Origin of the sequence: Halopelagius longus (assembly GCF_900100875.1) — an archaeon.
In the GTDB taxonomy this organism is placed as follows: domain Archaea; phylum Halobacteriota; class Halobacteria; order Halobacteriales; family Haloferacaceae; genus Halopelagius; species Halopelagius longus.
The window spans coordinates 553,686-572,523 of the sequence record NZ_FNKQ01000002.1; the positions used below are offsets into that span (position 1 = coordinate 553,686).

An 18,838-nucleotide genomic window follows, 5' to 3' on the forward strand; every position below is an offset into this window, starting at 1 on the left:
ATGAAAGTATACACGAGCGAGACGCAGAGTACGCACCGGACGAAGGAGCGAATCAAAGTCGGCATCGCGGACTTCGCCGTCGGAACCGGCGAGACGACCCTCGTAACGAGCGGGCTCGGTTCCTGCGTCGGCATCGCGGTGTTCGACGCCCAGCAGTCCGTCGGCGGCCTCGCGCACGCGATGTTACCGACCGCCGACGGCGACGAGAACGACGCGAAGTACGTCGACACCGCCGTCCCGGCGCTCGTCGGGGCGATGGAGAAAGAGGGGGCCGTTCCCGGCAACCTCCGGGCGAAGCTGGCGGGCGGTGCGACGATGTTCGAGTTCACGTCGGCCGAAGAGAGCATCGGCGACAGGAACGTGGTCGCGGCGCGCGACACGTTGGATTCGCTCGATATCCCGCTCGTCGCCGAAGACGTCGGCGGCGACTACGGCCGTTCGCTCCAGTTTTCCGTCCGCTCCGCCGACCTCCGCGTTCGGAGCGCGAACGCCGGCGTAAGCACTCTCTGATAACGAGAAATCGCACGACTGCGCCGGTTGTTATCTCAGATGATATCCGGATCCCCGGATTTATACGTTCACTGACGCGACGCGATTATCATGATTACTCTCCGCACAGCGGTCGGTGGCGTCGGCCGCCGACTGGGACTGGTCGCCGACCGCATCGGGTCGCTCGCGCCCGAGCGGATTCGGCGGAGCTACGCGCGTAAGTTGGCCGCGCTCTTTCTCGTCGTCCTCCTTTTGTTCGCCGGGTTCGCGGCGATGGAGTACCGAGCCGTCTCCGAGAAGGTCCACGCCAACGAACAGGAGGAGCTCCAACAGACCGCCGAACTGCAGGCGACGCAGCTCGGCGAGTGGATGAGCCAACGCCGCGAGACGGCCCGGATGCTCTCGGCGTACGGCATCTACGACCAGCACGAATCGCTCGTCAGCGAGCGGTTGACTCGCGAGGTGGACAAGCTTCCGGCCGGCTACCGGGCCATCCACTACGTGGACACGAACAGCGGGAAAGTCGTGGCCAGCTCCGACGAGTCCGCCGTGGGAACGACGCCGTGGAAGGGGACGGACCTCGTCGCGTCCGCGGGGTCGTCGTTCTCCCAAAACGTCGTCCGGTCGTCCCCGTACGCCTCTCGGTCGGGCGAGCGAGTCATCGCGTTCGCGTCCGGAGTCCAGACGCGCCCCGCGCGCGCCATCGTCGTGACCGCCGACGTGTCGGCGTTGGAGAGCAGGCTCGACACCTCCGTCGAGGGGTCGTTCGTCCGCGTCGTCTCGACGGACGGCGACGTGATGTTCGACGGAAGCGGCGCGGAGTCGCCGTCGCTCAGGTCCGACGGGGAACTGCTCTCTCTCGCCCAGAGCGGCAAGAGCGGCGTGACGGAGCGTCCGGCCGACGACTCGATGGACGAGAAACACCTGCTCGCGTACGCGCCGACGGGCGAGGGGTCGGTCGTCCTCGTGTACGCGCCGACGCGGACGGCGTACGGCCTCCAACACACCGTCGGGACGCACGTCTTCCTCATCGTCGGCCTCGCCGTCGTCTCCCTCGCCGGAGTCGGGGGCGTCCTCCGCCGGAACACGGTGACGCCGCTGAACCGACTCAACTCGACCGTAGACCGACTGCGGGCGGGCGAACTCGACGCGAGCGTCGAATCGAGCCGAGACGACGAGTTCGGCGACGTGTTCGCGGGCATCGCGCAGATGCGCGACGACCTCCGGGACCAACGGGCGGACGCCGAGGCGTACCGCGAGGTGATGGAGCGCACCGCCGACGGCGACCTGACCGCCCGGATGGACGAGGAGAGCCGTTCGCAGGAGATGTCCACCATCGCCGAGGCGTTCAACGACATGATGGACGAACTGTCCGCGACGGTGCGTCGGGTCTCGCAGTTCGGCGAGGACGTGGCCGAACTCGGGCGGGAAGTCGCGGCGAGCACGGACGAGGTGAGCGAGCGGAGCAGAGCGGTGAGCGAGTCCATCGAACAGATATCCGCCGGGGCCGCCCAGCAGTCGTCGGGCATCGCGCAGGTGTCCGAAGAGATGGACGACCTCTCGGCGTCCATCCAGCAGATAGCCTCCGCCGCGGACGAACTCGCCACGCTCTCCGAGGAGACGGCGGAACGCGCCCACGGCGGGGCCGACGCCGCGACGGACGCCCTCGACGGGATGGACGACATCCGCGCGGAGACCGAACGCACCGTCGAGGAGATAGAGCGACTCGACGGTCATCTCCGCGAGATAGAGGCCGTGGTCGGAGTCATCTCCGACGTGGCCGAGCAGACGAACATCCTCGCGTTGAACGCGGAGATAGAGGCCGCCCGCGCGGGCGAGGCCGGCGAGGGGTTCGCCGTCGTCTCCCACGAGGTGAAATCGCTCGCCGAGGAGACCCAAGAGTCCGCTTCGGAGATATCGGCCCTCGTCGAGGACATCGCCGAACAGAGACAGCGCGTCGTCCGGCGCGTCGAACGGATGCAGGAGGGCGTCCGGTCCGGCGCGGAGGACGTCGAAGGAGCGCTCGATTCCCTCGACGACATCGTCGTCCGCGTCGAGGAGACGAACGACAGCGTGTTGGAGATAACCGACGCGACCGGCGGACAGGCCTCCTCCTCCCAAGAGGTGCTGTCGATGGCGGACGACATCGCCAGCATCGCGGAGGAGATGACCGCCGAGGCGGGTGCCGTCGCCGAGACCGCCGAGGAGCAGACGGCGACGGTGGACGACGTGAACGAGCAGATGCAGTCGCTCTCGACGGACACCGACCGACTCGTGACGATGCTCGACCGCTTCGAGGTTGCGGGGTCCGACGGGCGACCCGACGCGGCGGCCGACGGCGAACGTTCGCTCCGTGAGGAACCGACCGGCGGGGACCGGACGTCCGAGGAGGCGCCCGCCGTCGGGACCGAACCGGACGCCGGCGACGAATCGGGGTCGGACGGCGACCCGCCGTCCGCCGACGAACCGGCGTCCGACGCCGAGGCCGAGTCCGGATTCGAATTCGACTCGGTGACCGCCTCCGACGGCGACGCCGAACCGTCGGACGGCGACGAGCAGTCGGAGGCGACCGATGCGGAGAGCGATTTCGCCGCCCCGGATGGCGACGACTCCACCGTCGCCGACGCCGCCGAGGAGAGTGAGACGGAGGCGACGGCGCGTCCGACGCCCGACGGCGGTCACGCTGACGACGACTGAACGACTCTCGAACGCCTCCGACCCTAGTTATCTGTTTTGATAATATCGGGGGCAGGTTTATCCCGGTCCCGCGGATTGGCACTCACAACACGACGACGCCTTCCGTGACCGACGGGCGGCGTCTTTGCCGCGGCGCGTTCGACCGACGAACCGTCGTGAGCGAGGTGAGGCTGATGAAGATAGATCCCGAAAACTACGACCTCCGAGAACTCCGGCGTATCGCCGACGAACGACGGGCAGACCGCAACGGACGAACGTCCGAGGCCGACGAAGCGTCCGACGAGGACGAGGCCGACGGACGGCGACCGCGACGCGAGGGCCCGCCGAACCGAAGCGGTCGAAACGACGGCCGCCGGTCCCGTGAGGACCGGGACGCGCCGCGTCGAGACGAGTCGCGCCGGAACGGCGAGAGCCGACGCCGAAGCGACGACAGACCGCGCCGGAACGACGACCACCAGCGCCGAAGCGGCGACCAGCGCCGAAGCGACGACCGACCGCGTCGGAACCGAAACGGCCGGTCCGACGAACTCAGTCGCCCCCGACAGGGACACTCAGACCACGGCGACGCGCAGGACGAAGTCGTCAGAGCGGACCGCCTCGCGAGCGAAATCGGCCTCGGTCGCCCGTTCGGCGACTCCTCCCGCGACGGACGCCGAGGAACCGGCCGCGCCGAGAACGACCGCGGACGCGCGAACGACGGTCAGCGCCGAGGTTCCCGTAACGGCCACCGTCGGGACGCCCGCGACGACCGACAGTACGACGAGAGAGGCTACGACGACGGCTACTCGGAGTACGACGACGGGTACGACGAGTACGACGACCCCCAGTACGACGAACTCGGCTACACGGAGTACGACGAGGGTCGGTCGAACGACTCCTTCGGGCGCGACGCCGAGTACGACGATTACGACGACCACCCCGACGACGTGGGACAGTTCCGCTTCGACAACGAAGTCCACGAACGCCCCCGCGGCCGGGCGGGCGAAGTGCTCCGGCAGAACCAACTCGAACAGCTTCTCGTCCACGAGACGGCCGCCGCGGGCGATTCGCTCGAGAAGCCCTACCTGCGAACCCTGCCGAACGAGTACGCCGCCGAGCGAGTCGTCTTCGACTGGTTGGAGTTCATGGTGCTGAAGGGCGGGTTCAAGCGGACGATGGACGCCCTCCGCTACTACCTCACCGTCGATTGGATCACCGAGGACGTCGAGACGGAACTGCACGACTACCTCATCGGCTTCTCGGGCAACGTCGCCGACACGACGGAGTTCGACGTGGACGACCACCACCTCAGCCTCCTCTACGTCGCGCGCCTCACTTCGATGACGTAACCGAGGAATTACATCCTCCCGCGGACGCCTCCCTCCGAACCACTTCATTGGCTCTCTGTCTTCCGTTTTTCGACTCGTCGCGTTCGATCCACTTATGTAAGAACGATTACCAACAGGATTTTCTACCAGTTGCGTATCCGTCCGGGTATGACGGAGGATGGAAGCGGCGAAGACGAATCGACGAACGACGAGAGCAGTTCGGGGCCGACTGCGGTCGGAGTGAAACTCGGCAGTACGCGCACGGTGCTTCAGTTCCGGAACGACGACGGCGAGGTGGAGACGGTTCGGACGCTGACCTGTCTGGCGACGTACGACGACCCGTTGACCGGCGAGGAGCGAGTCCTGTTCGGCGAACAGGCCGCCCAAGAGTACCCCGACAGAGTGGAGTACATGCTCCGGTCGGGCCTCCCCGAAAGCCGCGAGGGGACGGAGTTGGCCAAGAAGTTCTTCGCGGAACTGGTGTCGGCGCACGGACTCGATACCGACAGCGCCATCGTCTACGCGATTCCGACGATAGACAACGAACCCGGACTGGCGAGTCTCAACGAGGTGATAGAGGACAGTCCCGTCGGCGGGGCGTTCGTCCGCAGTTTCCCCGAGTCGCTCACCGGTTCGATTCCCGCGTTGGGCGACGGCCTCGAAGCGATAGAGAGCGTCTTCGTCGCGGTCAACATGGGCTCGACGAACCTCGAAGCGTCGGCGTACCGCCACGGCGAGCAACTGTCGCCGTTCGTCTCTGGGGCCGTCACCGGCAACGAAGTGGACCGCCGCATCGCAAACGCCGTCGAGGAGGAGACGCAGGGCCGCGTCAACGTCGACCTGACGACGGCGCGGGAGTACAAGGAGACGCACGCCGACTTCGACGAGTTCGAACCGTTCACGGACGTCATCCAGCAACCCGGCGGCGGGTCCCACGAGTTCACCATCGAACGCTCGGTGATGGAACCCCTCGACGACTACCTCGACGACGCGGTGGACGAGGTAGCGAACAACTTCCTCTCGCAACTGGCGAACGACCACATGAAACCGTACCAACTCGCCCTGAGCAAGCCCATCGTCCTCACGGGTGGGATGGCGTGCATCCCGGGTATCGTCGAGGAGTTCGAAGCGCGGATGAGCGAGGAACTCAACCGCGACGTGGAGTGCGTCGCCGCGGACCGGCCGGACACCGCGCCCGCCGAGGGTGCCCGGCGCATCGCGGAACGACTCGTCGAGTAGTCAGGACTGCTCTTCTCTGAACGCCCGGACCGCCTCGCGGTCCGGAAGCGCCGTCATCGCCCCCGCGGCGGTGGTCGTCACCGCGGCGACGGCGTTGGCGAACGCCAACACCTCCGAGAGCGGTTCGTCTCCGACGAGTGCCGCGATGACGCCCGCGGTGAAGGCGTCGCCCGCGCCGGTGGTGTCGACGGGCGTCACCTCGTACCCGCCGTGTTCGACCACCGAGAGGTCCGACGTCCACGGCGACCCGTCGGAGGTGGCCGCAAGCGACCCGTCGCCGCCGAGGGTGAGAAGCGCCGTGTGCGGTCCCTCGTCGAGAATCGCGTGCGCGAGTTCCGAGGGGTCGCCGCTCACGTCGAAGGCGGCCAAGTCCTCCGGCGTCGCCTTCACCACGTCGGCGAGTCCGAACGCCTCGCGCATCGACCCGACGTAGTCGAACGTCTCCCACAGTTCCGGCCGGGCGTTGGGGTCGAACGAAACCGTCGCGCCCGCCTCCCGCGCGCGGCGCATCAGGTCGAAGGTGGCCTCGCGCGACGGTTCGTCCGCGAGGGTGACGCCGCCGACGTGGACCCACTCGGCACCTTCGAGGTCCTCGTCCGCGAGTCCGCCGGGTTGCATCCGCGTGTCGGCGGTTTCGTCGCGGTAGAAGGAGAACCCGCGTTCCGCGTCCTCGTCGTGGGCGACGAACGCGAGCGTCGTCTTCGCCACCGGGTCCCGTTCGACGTGGTCGGTCGGCACGCCCCGCTTTCGGAGGGTGTCTTCGAGGAAGTCTCCGAACGGGTCCTCGCCGATGCGCGTCCAGAACCGCGGCGTCTCGTCGAGGTGTGCGAGGGCGACGGCGACGTTCGCGGGCGCGCCGCCGGCCCGGCGAGTGAACGACTCGACGCCCGAGAGGGGCCCCTCGCTGTTCGGCAGGAAGTCGATGAGCGTCTCGCCCGCGACGACGACGCGCGGGGAACCGCCGTCCGGTTCGGTCCGGTGTTCGTCGGTCATGGCATGCGGTACGGTTACGGAGTAGTTGAAACCTCGTGGCGGCCCCGCGATTCGGGAGCGACTCCCCGCCGACTCACAACAGTTCGTCGAGTCGCTCCGCGCTCGTCCGCAGGTAGCCGAAGTCGTCGGTGAACACCTCCAACGAGAGCGTCCCGTCCCACTCCCCGCCGAGGGCGTCGAACGCCGCCTCGAAGTCTATCGTCCCGGACCCGAACGGCAGGTGTTCGTCGCTCGGAACGCGCGTGTCGTTGAGGTGGAGGTGGGAGATGCGGTGGCCGAACTCCCGGCAGAGCGCCGCGATGCCGCCGCCGTCGCGTCCGTCCATCCGGGCGTGCCCCGTATCGAGCGTCATCGAGGCGTCCGTCTCCTCGAACAGCGTCGGGAAGTCGTTGGTGTCGAACGCGCCGCGGGGGACGTTCTCGACGCAGAGTTCGATTCCTCGCTCCCGAGCGCGGTCGTCGAGTTCGCGCACCGAGTCCAGCAGGTGTCCGTGGAGCGTCGATTCGTCCCACGCCGGCCCCCACGCGTTCGTGCTCGCGTGCAGGACGGCCTTCTCGGCGTCGAACGTCGCCGCCGCGTCGAGTGCGGCGGCGATTTCCCGGCGCGACCCCTGCCGGACGTGTTCGTGCGGGCTTCCGACGTCCACGCCGCCGAACGGCAGGTGGACGAGGAGCGAGACGCCCGCCTCGTCGGCCGCCGCCCGCAGGTCCGAGGCGCGTTCGCGGAGTCGGCTCCGGTGACCGCCGCCGTCCATCATCAGTTCCACGAAGTCGAGGCCCGCGTCGCCGGCGAACGCGACGGCCTCCGCTTCGTCCATGCCGAGTTGCGTGACGAATCCGGTTCGTGCGTCTCCGAGCATGGGAGCCGTTGGTCCGCGCGCGAGAAAAGTCCGTCAGTCGCCTCAGAATCAGACGGCGGTGGAGGGCATAGACGCACCCGCCGAAGCCGACGGAGTAATGATTTCGACAGCGAAAGTTCGCTTGAACGACACTATTCGTCCGCCCGACCCCGCCGAACGACGGGTTCGCCGCTTTCGGCCGCCGCGGCGCACCGGCCGACCGAAACCCCCGGCGTTCAAGCCGTCGGAGTGCATGTATCCGTGTCACGATGACGCGCGACGAACGAGACCCGTTGGCGGTGTTCGACGACGACGTCGTCTCGCGGACGGCCGAGGAGACGGGGGTCGGCGCGGACCGAATCAGAAGCGTCGCGCGGAGCCACCAACAGACGGTTCGTGACCTCCCGGGGGTCGAGGACATCGTCTACGAGTGGCGGCGGTCGCTCCCGAAGAACCCGCTCGTCGAACGGCGGACGGAGGCGTACTTCCTCGCGGTGGACGCGACCGTCTGGGGGGAGTACGGCGACGCGCTCTCGCTCTCGCTGGAGGAGTTCGACGCCCTCAGAGCCCTCCACGCGAACCAACTGGCGGCGACGCTCGGGTCTGATGCGGCCCCCGACGACGGCAGGCTCCCGCTCGTTTTGACGCGCCCCTGAGTCAGTCGTCGTTCTCCGCCGCGACGGCGTCACCCTCCGAGGGACGGTCGTTCGCGGAGCGGCGCTCTCCGACACCGTCGTCCGACGCCCGGCCGCCCGCCGAACGGCCTTCGACGGCGTCGCCGTCCGAGGCGGACGCGTTCGACTCCTCCCGCGCCGGGTCGGCGGCGGCGAACCGCATCACGACGGCCGTGCCTCGCGGGGAGTGGTTCTCGAACGAGACGCTCCCGTCCGACCCCGTGAGGACCCACTTGACGAGCCACAACCCGAGTCCGCTGACGTGTTGCAGTTGCGTCTCCCGCCCCGACTGCAGGGCGTCGAGTTCGGAGTCCGGGATGCCGGGACCGTTGTCGACGACGCGAACTTCGACGACGTCCTCGCGCGGTTTCGAGACGGCGACGCCGATGCGGGGGAGCGCCCGGTCGTTGTGTTCGACGGCGTTCTCGACGACGTTCGAGATGGCCATCGTCACGTGCGCCGTCGCCTTCACCCACGCCTCGTCCGGGAGGTGCCGGTTGACGACGACGCCGGGGTGCGTCTCGGCGAGGGAGTCCAACTGCTCGCCGAGGGGTTCGGTCACCTCGACGGGTTTCCGCGTGCGGTTCGTCACGTCGAGCGTCCGGTCGATCTCGCGGGCGCGTTTGCCCAGTTCGACGAGCGACTCCCCCTTGCGGCGAATCGTCCGCGCGTGGTGGGCGGACGACTCGTCGATCTCGTCCATCAGGAGGTCGGCGTGCCCGAGGATGACGTTCATGTCGTTGCGCAGGTCGTGCCGGAGGACGCGGTTGAGGACGCGCAGACGCTGTTGGTAACTCGTGCGGTCGGTCACGTCGCGCGCGTTGACGACGATACCGCCGACGGCGGGGTCGTCGAGCAGGTTCACGCAGACGACGTCGAGCGTCCGCCACGTGCCGTCGGCGTGGCGGGACCGAATCTGCGTCCGCACCGCCTCGTCCGTGTTGGCTATCTCCTCCATCACGTCGCGGGCGTCGTCGCGGTCGTCGGGATGCATCCGGTCGAAGGAGTTCTCGCCGACGAGTTCCTCCGCTTCGACGCCGAGCACGTGCGACGCCGACGGACTGACGTACTTCCGCCGCCCCGCGCGGTCGATGATGGTGATGAGGTCCCGAGAGTTCTCGATGAGCGCGCGGAACTGCTCTTCGGTCTGCCGGTAGTCGGTCACGTCCCGGAAGAGGACGGTCCACCCGCGTTCGTGACCGCTGTCGCCGCCGAGTCGGGTCGCCGCCGCCTCGAAGTGCCGCCTCCCCTCCTCGGTGTCGACGGTCACTTCGAGCACCTCCCGTTCGTCGGCGAGGAGCGCCTGCATCCCGAGGGGGTTGTAGCAGACGTCGGCGACGTACGAACCGACGGCCTCGGAGCGGTCGACGGTGAACAGCGGTGCCGCGGCGGGGTTCACCTCGACGACGCGCCCCCTGTCGTCGAGGACGACGATGCCGTCTCGCATCTGCGAGAAGACGAAGTCGCGGGCGACGGGCGTCACGTCGAACAGACCGTCGCCGCGGAGGGCGACGAGGACGACGACGGCGGAGACGCCGAACGTCGCCGGCGTCGGATCGAACCAGTGCGGCCAGAGGCCGAGGAGGGTGAGACCGAACGCGAACAGCGGAGCGCTCGCGGCGAAGAGGAGGGCGAACGCGCCCTTGCTGTAGGCGCCGTTCCCGCGAACCAAGAGCCGACCCATCATCACCGCTCCGGCGAGTCCGACCGCGGCGGTGTACAGCAGGTGGAGGCCGTAGGCCGGACCGTACCTCGTGGTGAGGACGACGCCGCCGGGAACCGACGCCAGCGCGTGGTCGCCGACCAGCACGCCGCCGCTACCGACCACCAGGAGCGTCAACACCAACACCGGTTCGACCACCAGTGCCGCGACGCCCCGGTGGTTCAGCAGTCGCTCCTCGCCGGTGTACGCGAGCGTGAACGCGAACCAGAGCGTCGGGACGAACACCGCGCCGACCCAACTGACGTGGTACAGAAACACCTTCGTCGCAAGCGAGTCGGCGGCGAGTCGAAGGCCGTACCCCGTCGCCCACAGCCCCGCCGCGAGCATCAGAAGCGAGAACGGGAGGCGGACCCGACGGGAGTAGAGCCGGAACCGAACGAGGACGACGACGGTGACGGCGCCGCACAGCGCACCCGCTACGAGCGGTAGTACGGCGAGCTGCGTCGTCAGTGCCATCTGAATGGTCGCACCATTTCGTCTCTCTTCGTTCTGCGTCCGGCCGATGACTGTTCCCTGTTTCCGCCGCTTCTTGTCACCCGGAGCGATGATAAACGATTACTTAAGCGGTTTGTCCCCGATATCATAGTTGATAACCTTTCTGGCCGATTCGCTCCCTCGAACGCGCCAGGAAGTCGCGGTACGGACTCCCTACCGCGCCGGCGAAAACGGCTTACCGAGGCGTTTAGTCCGCCGCTTCCGGCGTCACCGGGCCCATAACCAAGACCGATACCCACCTCGCGTGGCGTATGACCGACCGGACGTACCTCACGCCCGACGAACTCGACTTCGCCAGCGACGACAGCGTCCGCGAGTTAGGCGACGGGCGGTACGTCGTCGCCGTCGGAGGAGACGCCGGCGGAGGCGACGCGAACGGCGGGAACCGACGGCGGACGGAGAGAGAACGGCGCGTCGCGCCCGAGAACGGAGCGACGGACGGGGAGACGACGGCCGGAGCGAAGATCGAGGGTGAAACGAGAGACGGGGAGTCGGCGGAACCGAAGGCGACGGACGGGGGGACGACTGACGGAACGCCGGAGACGAGCGAAGCGGGCCGCTACTACCTCGAACTCGGCGCTCGGACCGACGTGGCCGAAGACGAGACGGTGGTCGAGGGCGACGACATCCGAGCGGTGTTCGCCGACGCCCTCCGGTGGTACGCGCGCCGCGTCGCGCCCTCGGAGGACCCGGCGACGGTGGTGGAGGTGCTTCTCGACGAGACGGAGTTCGCCGTCACAGACCGAGTTCCCGACCGATGACGAGGTGTTGTATCTCGCTCGTCCCCTCGCCTATCTCCATCAGTTTGGCGTCGCGGTAGAATCGCTGAGGCGCGAAGTCCTCGGTGTAGCCGTACCCGCCGAGAACCTGCACGGCGTCTTCGGCCACCTCGCGGGCCGCCTCGCTGGCGTCGAGTTTCGCGAGCGCAGACTCCCGCGTGACCGGTTCGCCCGCGTCGTACGTCGTCGCCGCGCGGTGGGTGAGGAGACGCGCCCGTTCGGTCTTCCGGTGCATGTCCACGAGTTTGTCGCGGATGGCGTCGAACTTCGAGATGGGCTTGCCGAACTGTTCGCGTTCGAGGGCGTAGGACTTCGCCGCCTCGAACGCCCCCTGCGCGAGGCCCGTCGAGAGCGCCGCGATGGAGATGCGCCCGCCGTCTAACGTCTTCTTCGTCTGCGTCCACCCCTCGCCCTCCTCGCCGAGCAAGCGGTCCGCCGGGAGGTACAGGTCGTCGAACCGAATCTCGCAGGTCGGCGAGGAGTTCAGCCCCATCTTGTCCCACACCGTCGTCACCTCGAACCCGTCGTCGTTCCGCGGGTCCACGACGAACGTCGAGATGCCGTCGTACCCCGCCCCGGGGTCGGTGACGGCTTTCACCAGTATCGACCCGGCGACGTTCGCGTTCGTGATGAACTGCTTGGTGCCGTTCAGGACGTATCCGTCTCCGTCTCTCTCTGCGGTGGTGTCCATGTCGCTCGCGTCGGACCCCGACCCCGGTTCGGTGAGGGCCCACCCGCCGAGATACTCGCCCTCCGCGAGGGGGCGGAGCCACCGCTCTTTCTGGTCTTCGGTGCCGAACATCTCGATGGGTTTCGAGGCGAGACTGACGTGGGCGGCGTAGGAGAGGCCAACGCCGCCGGAGACGCGCCCCAGTTCCTCCGTCACGAGGGCGTACATCAGTTGGTCGCCGCCGAGTCCGCCGTACTCCTCCGACACCGGGACGCCGAGCATGTCCAGTTCCGCCAACTGCTCGAACACCTCCTCCGGGAACCGGTGCTCCGTCTCTATCTCCTGTGCGATGGGGGATATCTCCGCCTCGCAGAACTCCCGGACGGTGTCCCGAATCATCCGATGTTCGGAGGGTAACTCGAAGTCCATGGAGGACCTTCAGACGTGAGCGCATTAAACCAATCGAACGACCATTAAGGACTCATCTTCGCCGACTAGACTGTCCGTTTAGACGGACAATAGGCATTTGCGTCGGGCGTCGGTACTGGATTTCGATGTACGACCGGGTACTGGTCCCGACGGGCGTCTCCGGACCCGACGCCGACGGACGGACGGTCGGCCGCGCCCTCGACGTGGCGCAACGGTACGACGCCGACCTGCACGTCCTCCGCATCGAGGATCCGGAGACGGTGGACGCCGAGACGCCCGCGACGGACCTCAACGACGTGTGGCCCGCCCGCGACGACCGACCTGCGGTCCCCGACCGAGTCGAAGAACGCGCGTTCGCCGGCGGCGTGAACGTCGTCGAGGCGGCCCGGCGCGGACCGCCGACCGACGCGATAGAGACGTACGTGGACGAAGAGAGCGACCTCGTCGTGATGCCGGAACGCGGGGCGTTCTGCGACGAACCGTACCGACTCGGCGGCGTCGTCGGGCGATACCTCCGGGAGTCTCCCGTCAACGTCATGACCGTCCGAACCGAGAAGTGAGAGCCGACTGACGCTCTCCGGTCGCCCGGAGAGTTATACCCGCGCCCGCCGTACGGCGTGTATGGAACTCCGCCGCCTCGTTCGGGGGCGCGTGGATTGGCCGCGACTCGAAGCAGTCGCCCGCGAACTACAGACGCGCTACGGACGAGAGGAACTACGCATCCGCTTTCTCGAAGCGGACAACTGGCTCTCTACGCCGATGGTCGTCGACGACGAGTGGTTCGTGAAGGTCATCTCGCGCCAGAACTCGCTAGTTCACGCTCTCTTCACTACGACCCGCAACCTCGGAGCGTTCTCCTCGGGAAGGGAGGGTTTCTTCGAGCACTTCGGGACGCCGTTCCAGATGGCCGAACACGAACTGGAGGCGACCCGACGGATGCGGAAGATAGGCGTCAACGCGCCGGAACCCGTCGAGGCCTTCGAGGTGGACGGACTCGGCGTCCTCGTGTTGGAGTACCTCCCGAACTTCCGCCCCATCGACGAGTTGGACCGCGAACGGGAGGCGAACCTCGCACCCGACGTGTTCGCCTCGCTCCGTCGGATGCACGACGACGGACTCGCCCACGGCGACCTGCGGGCGGAGAACGTCCTCATCGTCGAGGACGAGGTGTTCTTCATCGACGCCACGAACGTCAGCGAAGGCAGCGAGGACGACGCCCGGTCGTACGACATCGCCTGCGCCTTGGCCGCCTTCGAACCGCTCATCGGCGCGAAGGCGTCCGTCGCCGCCGCGAGAGAGTCCTACGACACCGACGAACTGCTCTCGGCGCTGGAGTTTCTCGACTTCGTCAACATCCGCCCGGACCACGACTTCGACGCCGCGGCGCTGAAAGGCGAGATAGAGAAGTGCGCGAGTTAGAGGGCGGGACGCCGAAAGCGGGTTACTCGTAGTCCGCGCCGCCGAGGTACAGTTGCGACACCTCGGGGTTGTCGAGGAGTTCGTCGGCGTCGTCCTCGTAGGCGACGGTGCCTTGGTCGAGGACGTACCCGCGGTCCGAGATGGCCAGCCCCTCGCGGGCGTTCTGTTCGACCATCAGGATGGCCGTGCCGAGTTCGTTGACCGTCTGGACGTTCTCGAAGACGTCCCGGACGATGCTCGGCGCGAGGCCCGCCGACGGTTCGTCGATGAGCAGTACGTCCGGCTCCATCACGAGCGCTCGGGAGAACGCCAACACCTGTCGTTGGCCGCCCGAGAGCGTCCGCGCCTTCGCCTCGCGCTTCTCGTCTAAGACGGGAAAGCGGTCGTACAGTCGGCCGATGACCTCGTCGAGGCCGGACTTGCGGGCGACGCCGCCCATCCGGAGGTTCTCGTCGATGGTCAGAGAGGAGAAGACGTTGTCCACCTGCGGGACGTAGCCGACGCCCTTGCGAACCAAGTCCTCGGGTTCCGTCCCGGTGATGTCCTCCTCGCCGAGTCGGACGGTCCCCGCCCACGGCTTCAGGAGACCGAACACGGTCTTCAGTACGGTCGATTTCCCCGCGCCGTTCGGGCCGATGATGCAGACGATTTCGTCGCTTGCGAGGTGGAGACTCAGGTCGTCTAACACCTGCGCCTCGCCGTATCCCGAGTCTATGCCCTCGACTGCGAGTGCGATGTCGTCGCTCTGCTCCGTCCGCCGTGGTGTTTCGGTACTCATCTCAGGCACCTCCGAGGTACGCGTCGATGACGCGTCGGTCCGACCGGACTTCCTCCGGCGTCCCCTCCATGAGGACCTTCCCTTGGTCTAAGACGATGACCGGGTCCGCGAGGTCCATGATGAAGGGCATGTCGTGTTCGATGATGAGGAAGGTCTGACCCTCCTCGTTGAGTTCGCGGATGAACCGCTTGATGTCGTTCGCCAGCGTCGGGTTCACGCCGGCCACGGGTTCGTCCAAGAGCAGAATGTCCGGGTCCGTCGTGATGGCGCGGGCGAGTTCGACGAGTTTCGACTGCCCGCCGGAGAGGTCCGCGGAGGGTTGGTCGATGAGGTGCGCTATCTCGAAGCGTTCGAGGAGTTCCTCGGCGCGTTCGACGTTCGCGCGTTCCTCTCGGGTCACCGTCGAGGGCTTCAGCCAAAGCGGGAGTATCGACTCGCCCGTCTGCGGGCGCGCGCCGACGAGCATCGCCTCGCGGACGGTCATGTCCTCCAGACGCCGGGGCGTCTGGAACGTCCGGACGAGTCCGGCCCGCGCCGTCTCGTGCGGTTTCGCGTCCGTCACCTCGGTGTCGTTGACCCAGACGCGGCCGTCGTCGGGGTCGTAGAACCCCGAGATGAGGTTGAACAGCGTGGACTTGCCCGCGCCGTTCGGCCCTATCATCCCGGTGATGGTCCCCTCCTCGACGGCGATGGACGCGCCGTCCGTCGCCACCAGTCCGCCGAACGTCTTCCGGAGGTTCTCCGTCCGTAGAATCTGGTTCGGCTTCTCGAGGTTCGCGCCCTCGTACGTCACGTCGATGTCGGGTCGGCTCACGTCTCGTCCTCCGTCCCGCGCGCGGCGGGCCAGACGAGTTCGTCGCGCGGCGGGAGCAGTCCCTCCGGCCGGAGTCGCACGACGAGGATGATGAGCAGTCCGACGAACAGCAGTCGGAGCGGTGCGAGGTCGATTCCGAGGCTGGTGAACGCCGCCACGTCGTTGAGGAAGCGCGTCCCCTCGCGGATGGCGATGACCGTCGCCGCCCCGAGGACCGCCCCCCGATTGCTCCCCGTGCCGCCGAGGATGACCGCGATCCAGATGTAGAACGTCGTCAGCGGAACGAGGTCGGTCGGGTCGATGTAGAGGTTCACGTGGACGTAGAACGCCCCCGCTATCGCCATGATGACCGACCCGAGGACGAACGCCTGCATCTTGAACGCGTACGTGTTCTTCCCCAGCGCCTTCGCCAAGTCCTCGTCGGAGCGAATCGTCCGGAGGACGCGGCCCCACGGCGAGCGGTGAACCCGCCGGAGGAAGCCGTACACGACGGCGATGAGGACGAGGACGACGGCGAGGTTCGTCGCGTTCTGCGTCAGCGGCAGTTCCGGGAGCAACCGCGGGATGCCGGAGATGCCGCTCGACCCCGCCGTCCACTGCTCCTCGTTGAGGATGAGGCGGCGGATGACCTCCGCCAACCCGAGCGACGCGATGGCGAGGTAGTCCTCGCGCAGGCGGAGCGTCGGCACGGCGATGAACACCGCGACGACGGCGCTGACGACGACGGCCGCGAGGAACCCGAAGACCGGGTTCAATCCGAGTCCGAGCGGCGAACTCGGCGCGCTCAGGAGCGCCGCGCAGTACGCGCCGATGCCCCAGAACGCCGCGACGGAGAAGTTGATGAGGCCGGCGTACCCCCACTGGACGTTCAGTCCCAGCGTGAGGAGCACGTACATCCCCGCCAGCGACAGAAGCGACAGCAGGAACGGGAGTTTCACGACGCCGAGCGCCGTCGCAAGAAGCAAGACGAGCAACGCGCCGGCCACGCCGGCCAGCACGGTTCGCTCGCCGTCGGTCCGGGCGAGTCCCGCGATGTCGTCTGCGACGCTCACGTCGTCTCACCCATGATTCCGCTCGGTCGAACGAGCAAGATGGCGACCATGATGAGGAACGCGACGGCCTCGGCGTACTCCGACCCGATGGGGACGCCCACCATCGAGAACATCGGCGTCAGTTCGTACAGCATGCCGATGACGAATCCGCCGAGCATCGCGCCGTAGACGGAGCCGATGCCGCCGAGGATGACCGCCGCGAAGACGATGAGCAGGATGTCGAACCCCATGCGGGGGCGGACGAGCGTCTCCAGTCCGAGGAAGACGCCGCCCGCCGCCGCGAGGACGCCGCCGATTATCCACATCGCGAGGATGACCTCGCGGGTGCGGATACCGCTCACCCGCGCGAGGTTCGGGTCGTCCGCGGTGGCGCGCATCTTCCGGCCCAGCGTGGTGTACTGGAGGACGAAGTGGAGCGCGCCAACTAACACCACCGCAGAGAGGACGACCGCGACCTGTCGCGGCGTCACCGCGAGGTTCAGCGCCTCCCGAATCTCGGGGATGGGACCTGCCCGCGGGACGCCGTATCGCTGCGGTTCCGTACCGAAGAGCAGGAAGACGACGGCCCGGTACGACAGCGCCACCCCGATGCTCGTGATGAGCAGTTCGATGGAGCCCGCATCGAGCGGTCTGTAGACGACGTACTCCGTGAGGACGACGACGGCGGCGGCCACCACCATCCCCACGAGGAGTACGACGAACAGCCACACCGGGAGTCCGAACAGCACGATACCCTCCATCGCGGGCGCGACGACGGGGACGGCCGCAAGCGCGCCGAACGCGCCGACGGTCAAGGTGTCCCCGTGGGCGAAGTTCGCGAAGTCGGCGATGCTGTACACTAACGACAGCCCGATGGACGCCAACACGATGATGCTACTGAAGACGAGTCCGTTGACGACGAACTGGAACGGGTTCAGACCCTGCAGGGGGATCATACGACCCTCCCCGGAGGCCCCGACCCCGACTGTCCACCCGGGTCGTTCATCTTAGCTCGTGATGTACTCGCCGTACTCGTAGGTGTGATCCTGCACGCTGTAGACCTGATAGAACCCCGGCGGGTCGCCGTTCTCGTCTAAATCGACGGGGCCGCTGACGCCCTGGTAGTCCACGTCGCTCGGCGACCCGCCGTCGCGGAGTATCTGGGCCGCCTCCTCGAAGGTGAACGCCTCCTGTCCCTCGGGGCGAGTCACGTCGCGGACGACTTCGTTCAGGGCCTCGCCCGTGAACTCGTCGGCCGCCTCGATGGCCAGCGCCGCGATGTGGACCGCGTCGTAGGCGTACGCCGCCCAGACGGTCGGCTTGGCGTCGTACTCGGACTCGAACGCCGAGACGAAGTTCTTGTAGTTCTCCTGATCCGCGGGCGCCGACTCCGTGACGCCCTTCATCCCGTCTAAGCTCCCCTCCGGGGTGTTCGCCAGAATCTCGTCTGCGACGGTCGATTCCGCGCCGTAGTAGTCGGCGGACGTGTTGTACCCCTGGTCGAACGCCTCGTTGGCCATCACCGTCATCTCGTTGGCGTAGGTGAGGAACAACCACGCGGAAGCGCCCGTGCTGGCCATCTCCGTGAGGATTCCGCTGTAGGACGACTGCCCTTGGTCGTGGGGTTCGTTGTAGACGACTTCGCCCTCGAACGTGTCGGCGAAGACGTTCGAAAGTCCCGTGCCGTAGTCGTTGTTGACCCACGTGATGGCGACTTTGTCGTGGCCGTCCCCGGCGATGAGTTCCGCGAGGGCCTTCCCCTTCGCGGACCCGGCGGGACTCGTCCGGAGCAGTCCCGGCTTGTTCGTCAGTTCGGGACTCGTGGAGTTCTGCGATATCTGGACGACGCCCGCGCCCTTCGTGACGGAGTCGTACATGGCGATGGAGACGCCGGAGCCGACGGCCCCGATGAACAGGGGGACGCCGTTCTGTTCGACGAGCTTCTGCGCCGCCGTCACGCCGGACTGGTTCGAAGACTCAGAGTCTTCCACCGAGATGCTCAATTCGGCTCCCTCGGAGCCGATTCCCACCTCGTTTATGGCCGCCAGCGCGAGGTCCTTCCCTCGTTGGTTCCGCTTGCCGTACGGCGCGAGCGAACCGGTGAGTGCGTCCACCATACCGATGGTGTAGGCGTTCTGCCCGCCGGCGTTCGCGTCGGTGCTCTCGTCGGTGACGTCCCCGCCTGACCCCCCGGTGGCCTCCTCGCCGGTTGCGGTTCCCGCGCTCCCCGAGTCTTCGAGGCAGCCGGCCGTGGCCCCCACCAGACCGACTCCGGAGAGCTTCAGTAGCGTGCGACGGTCGAGTTTCCCGTCCGTGCCATTCGATTGCATGACAGGGTATCCTCACGGGTAATCATGAATAAGGGTGTGACCGACCATGGTCGGGTTGGAGTTCGTGACTCTGGAGGGAGCCCACCGCAATCGCCCGAAATCGGATTAATTTCTCACACATACTCCGGGAATT

The 18,838-nt window shown here is 67.3% G+C and carries 17 protein-coding genes; 8 read left to right on the top strand and 9 right to left on the bottom strand.

The genetic code is table 11. The annotated features are described in order from the left end of the window. The 4 genes from BLS11_RS08615 to BLS11_RS08630 all read left to right on the top strand — a co-directional run bounded on the left by BLS11_RS08615 (position 1) and on the right by BLS11_RS08630 (position 5,732). Positions 1 to 510, top strand: coding sequence for a chemotaxis protein CheD (locus tag BLS11_RS08615; RefSeq protein WP_092536025.1), 510 nt, complete (start codon positions 1 to 3; stop codon positions 508 to 510). A 90-nt stretch (positions 511 to 600) separates the two neighbouring features. Then, positions 601 to 3,186, top strand: a complete 2,586-nt coding sequence (locus BLS11_RS08620) for a methyl-accepting chemotaxis protein (RefSeq protein WP_092536027.1) — start codon at positions 601 to 603, stop codon at positions 3,184 to 3,186. A 173-nt stretch (positions 3,187 to 3,359) separates the two neighbouring features. Next, the gene (locus BLS11_RS20000; protein WP_092536030.1) at positions 3,360 to 4,514 is read left to right on the top strand and encodes a FlaD/FlaE family flagellar protein; all 1,155 of its coding nucleotides are present in this window, start codon (positions 3,360 to 3,362) and stop codon (positions 4,512 to 4,514) included. A gap of 147 nt (positions 4,515 to 4,661) precedes the next feature. Continuing rightward, positions 4,662 to 5,732: an actin-like salactin gene (locus tag BLS11_RS08630; protein WP_092536033.1), complete on the top strand. Its 1,071-nt coding sequence runs from the start codon at positions 4,662 to 4,664 to the stop codon at positions 5,730 to 5,732. Here the strand turns inward: BLS11_RS08630 and BLS11_RS08635 are convergent, their stop codons facing one another. Together BLS11_RS08635 and BLS11_RS08640 are read right to left on the bottom strand one after the other, a co-directional pair. Continuing rightward, positions 5,733 to 6,725, bottom strand: coding sequence for a carbohydrate kinase family protein (locus BLS11_RS08635; RefSeq protein WP_092536036.1), 993 nt, complete (start codon positions 6,723 to 6,725; stop codon positions 5,733 to 5,735). A gap of 73 nt (positions 6,726 to 6,798) precedes the next feature. Next, a complete protein-coding gene (locus BLS11_RS08640; protein WP_092536039.1) occupies positions 6,799 to 7,584 on the bottom strand; it encodes a sugar phosphate isomerase/epimerase family protein in 786 nt (261 codons plus the stop codon). Between the two features lie 248 nt (positions 7,585 to 7,832). On the opposite strand from BLS11_RS08640, the gene BLS11_RS08645 reads away from it, so the two are divergent. Further along, positions 7,833 to 8,219, top strand: a complete 387-nt coding sequence (locus tag BLS11_RS08645) for a DUF8048 family protein (RefSeq protein WP_092536042.1) — start codon at positions 7,833 to 7,835, stop codon at positions 8,217 to 8,219. Position 8,220: 1 nt separating this feature from the next. Here the strand turns inward: BLS11_RS08645 and BLS11_RS08650 are convergent, their stop codons facing one another. Then, on the bottom strand, positions 8,221 to 10,416 hold the full coding sequence (locus BLS11_RS08650) for a histidine kinase N-terminal 7TM domain-containing protein (RefSeq protein ID WP_092536045.1): 2,196 nt from the start codon (positions 10,414 to 10,416) through the stop codon (positions 8,221 to 8,223). Between the two features lie 290 nt (positions 10,417 to 10,706). On the opposite strand from BLS11_RS08650, the gene BLS11_RS08655 reads away from it, so the two are divergent. Continuing rightward, positions 10,707 to 11,216: a DUF7500 family protein gene (locus BLS11_RS08655; protein WP_092536048.1), complete on the top strand. Its 510-nt coding sequence runs from the start codon at positions 10,707 to 10,709 to the stop codon at positions 11,214 to 11,216. Here BLS11_RS08655 and BLS11_RS08660 read toward each other — a convergent pair. Next, a complete protein-coding gene (locus BLS11_RS08660; RefSeq protein ID WP_092536051.1) occupies positions 11,191 to 12,333 on the bottom strand; it encodes an acyl-CoA dehydrogenase family protein in 1,143 nt (380 codons plus the stop codon). The two genes, BLS11_RS08655 and BLS11_RS08660, sit on opposite strands and share 26 nt — an antisense overlap. 125 nt (positions 12,334 to 12,458) lie before the next feature. Here BLS11_RS08660 and BLS11_RS08665 point away from each other — a divergent pair, with 125 nt between their 5' ends. Together BLS11_RS08665 and BLS11_RS08670 are read left to right on the top strand one after the other, a co-directional pair. Next, the gene (locus BLS11_RS08665; RefSeq protein ID WP_092536054.1) at positions 12,459 to 12,893 is read left to right on the top strand and encodes a universal stress protein; all 435 of its coding nucleotides are present in this window, start codon (positions 12,459 to 12,461) and stop codon (positions 12,891 to 12,893) included. 61 nt (positions 12,894 to 12,954) lie between these two features. Continuing rightward, positions 12,955 to 13,752, top strand: coding sequence for an RIO1 family regulatory kinase/ATPase domain-containing protein (locus BLS11_RS08670; RefSeq protein ID WP_092536057.1), 798 nt, complete (start codon positions 12,955 to 12,957; stop codon positions 13,750 to 13,752). A gap of 22 nt (positions 13,753 to 13,774) precedes the next feature. On the opposite strand, the gene BLS11_RS08675 is transcribed toward BLS11_RS08670, so the two are convergent. From BLS11_RS08675 to BLS11_RS08695, 5 genes are read right to left on the bottom strand one after another with little or no spacing between them, the layout of a single operon-like run. Then, entirely contained in the window at positions 13,775 to 14,530 is a 756-nt protein-coding gene (locus BLS11_RS08675) for an ABC transporter ATP-binding protein (RefSeq protein WP_092536059.1), read from the bottom strand. 1 nt (position 14,531) lies between these two features. Next, a complete protein-coding gene (locus BLS11_RS08680) occupies positions 14,532 to 15,344 on the bottom strand; it encodes an ABC transporter ATP-binding protein (protein WP_245698811.1) in 813 nt (270 codons plus the stop codon). Further along, the gene (locus BLS11_RS08685; RefSeq protein WP_394327394.1) at positions 15,341 to 16,342 is read right to left on the bottom strand and encodes a branched-chain amino acid ABC transporter permease; all 1,002 of its coding nucleotides are present in this window, start codon (positions 16,340 to 16,342) and stop codon (positions 15,341 to 15,343) included. The genes BLS11_RS08680 and BLS11_RS08685 overlap by 4 nt, the downstream gene beginning before the upstream one ends. Before the next feature lie 50 nt (positions 16,343 to 16,392). Beyond that, complete coding sequence (locus BLS11_RS08690) at positions 16,393 to 17,331, bottom strand: branched-chain amino acid ABC transporter permease (RefSeq protein WP_092536065.1); 939 nt, start codon at positions 17,329 to 17,331, stop codon at positions 16,393 to 16,395. Positions 17,332 to 17,382: 51 nt separating this feature from the next. Then, positions 17,383 to 18,705, bottom strand: a complete 1,323-nt coding sequence (locus BLS11_RS08695) for an ABC transporter substrate-binding protein (protein ID WP_092536068.1) — start codon at positions 18,703 to 18,705, stop codon at positions 17,383 to 17,385. Between the last annotated feature and the right edge of the window lie 133 nt (positions 18,706 to 18,838).

Coding starts and splice junctions, on each gene's coding strand:
- BLS11_RS08670 (WP_092536057.1), top strand. CDS start 12,955: ATGGAACTCCGCCGCCTCGTTCGGGGGCGCGTGGATTGGCCGCGACTC.
- BLS11_RS08660 (WP_092536051.1), bottom strand. CDS start 12,333: ATGGACTTCGAGTTACCCTCCGAACATCGGATGATTCGGGACACCGTC.
- BLS11_RS08675 (WP_092536059.1), bottom strand. CDS start 14,530: ATGAGTACCGAAACACCACGGCGGACGGAGCAGAGCGACGACATCGCA.
- BLS11_RS08630 (WP_092536033.1), top strand. CDS start 4,662: ATGACGGAGGATGGAAGCGGCGAAGACGAATCGACGAACGACGAGAGC.
- BLS11_RS08665 (WP_092536054.1), top strand. CDS start 12,459: ATGTACGACCGGGTACTGGTCCCGACGGGCGTCTCCGGACCCGACGCC.
- BLS11_RS20000 (WP_092536030.1), top strand. CDS start 3,360: ATGAAGATAGATCCCGAAAACTACGACCTCCGAGAACTCCGGCGTATC.
- BLS11_RS08615 (WP_092536025.1), top strand. CDS start 1: ATGAAAGTATACACGAGCGAGACGCAGAGTACGCACCGGACGAAGGAG.
- BLS11_RS08690 (WP_092536065.1), bottom strand. CDS start 17,331: ATGATCCCCCTGCAGGGTCTGAACCCGTTCCAGTTCGTCGTCAACGGA.
- BLS11_RS08655 (WP_092536048.1), top strand. CDS start 10,707: ATGACCGACCGGACGTACCTCACGCCCGACGAACTCGACTTCGCCAGC.
- BLS11_RS08635 (WP_092536036.1), bottom strand. CDS start 6,725: ATGACCGACGAACACCGGACCGAACCGGACGGCGGTTCCCCGCGCGTC.
- BLS11_RS08640 (WP_092536039.1), bottom strand. CDS start 7,584: ATGCTCGGAGACGCACGAACCGGATTCGTCACGCAACTCGGCATGGAC.
- BLS11_RS08695 (WP_092536068.1), bottom strand. CDS start 18,705: ATGCAATCGAATGGCACGGACGGGAAACTCGACCGTCGCACGCTACTG.
- BLS11_RS08645 (WP_092536042.1), top strand. CDS start 7,833: ATGACGCGCGACGAACGAGACCCGTTGGCGGTGTTCGACGACGACGTC.
- BLS11_RS08620 (WP_092536027.1), top strand. CDS start 601: ATGATTACTCTCCGCACAGCGGTCGGTGGCGTCGGCCGCCGACTGGGA.
- BLS11_RS08650 (WP_092536045.1), bottom strand. CDS start 10,416: ATGGCACTGACGACGCAGCTCGCCGTACTACCGCTCGTAGCGGGTGCG.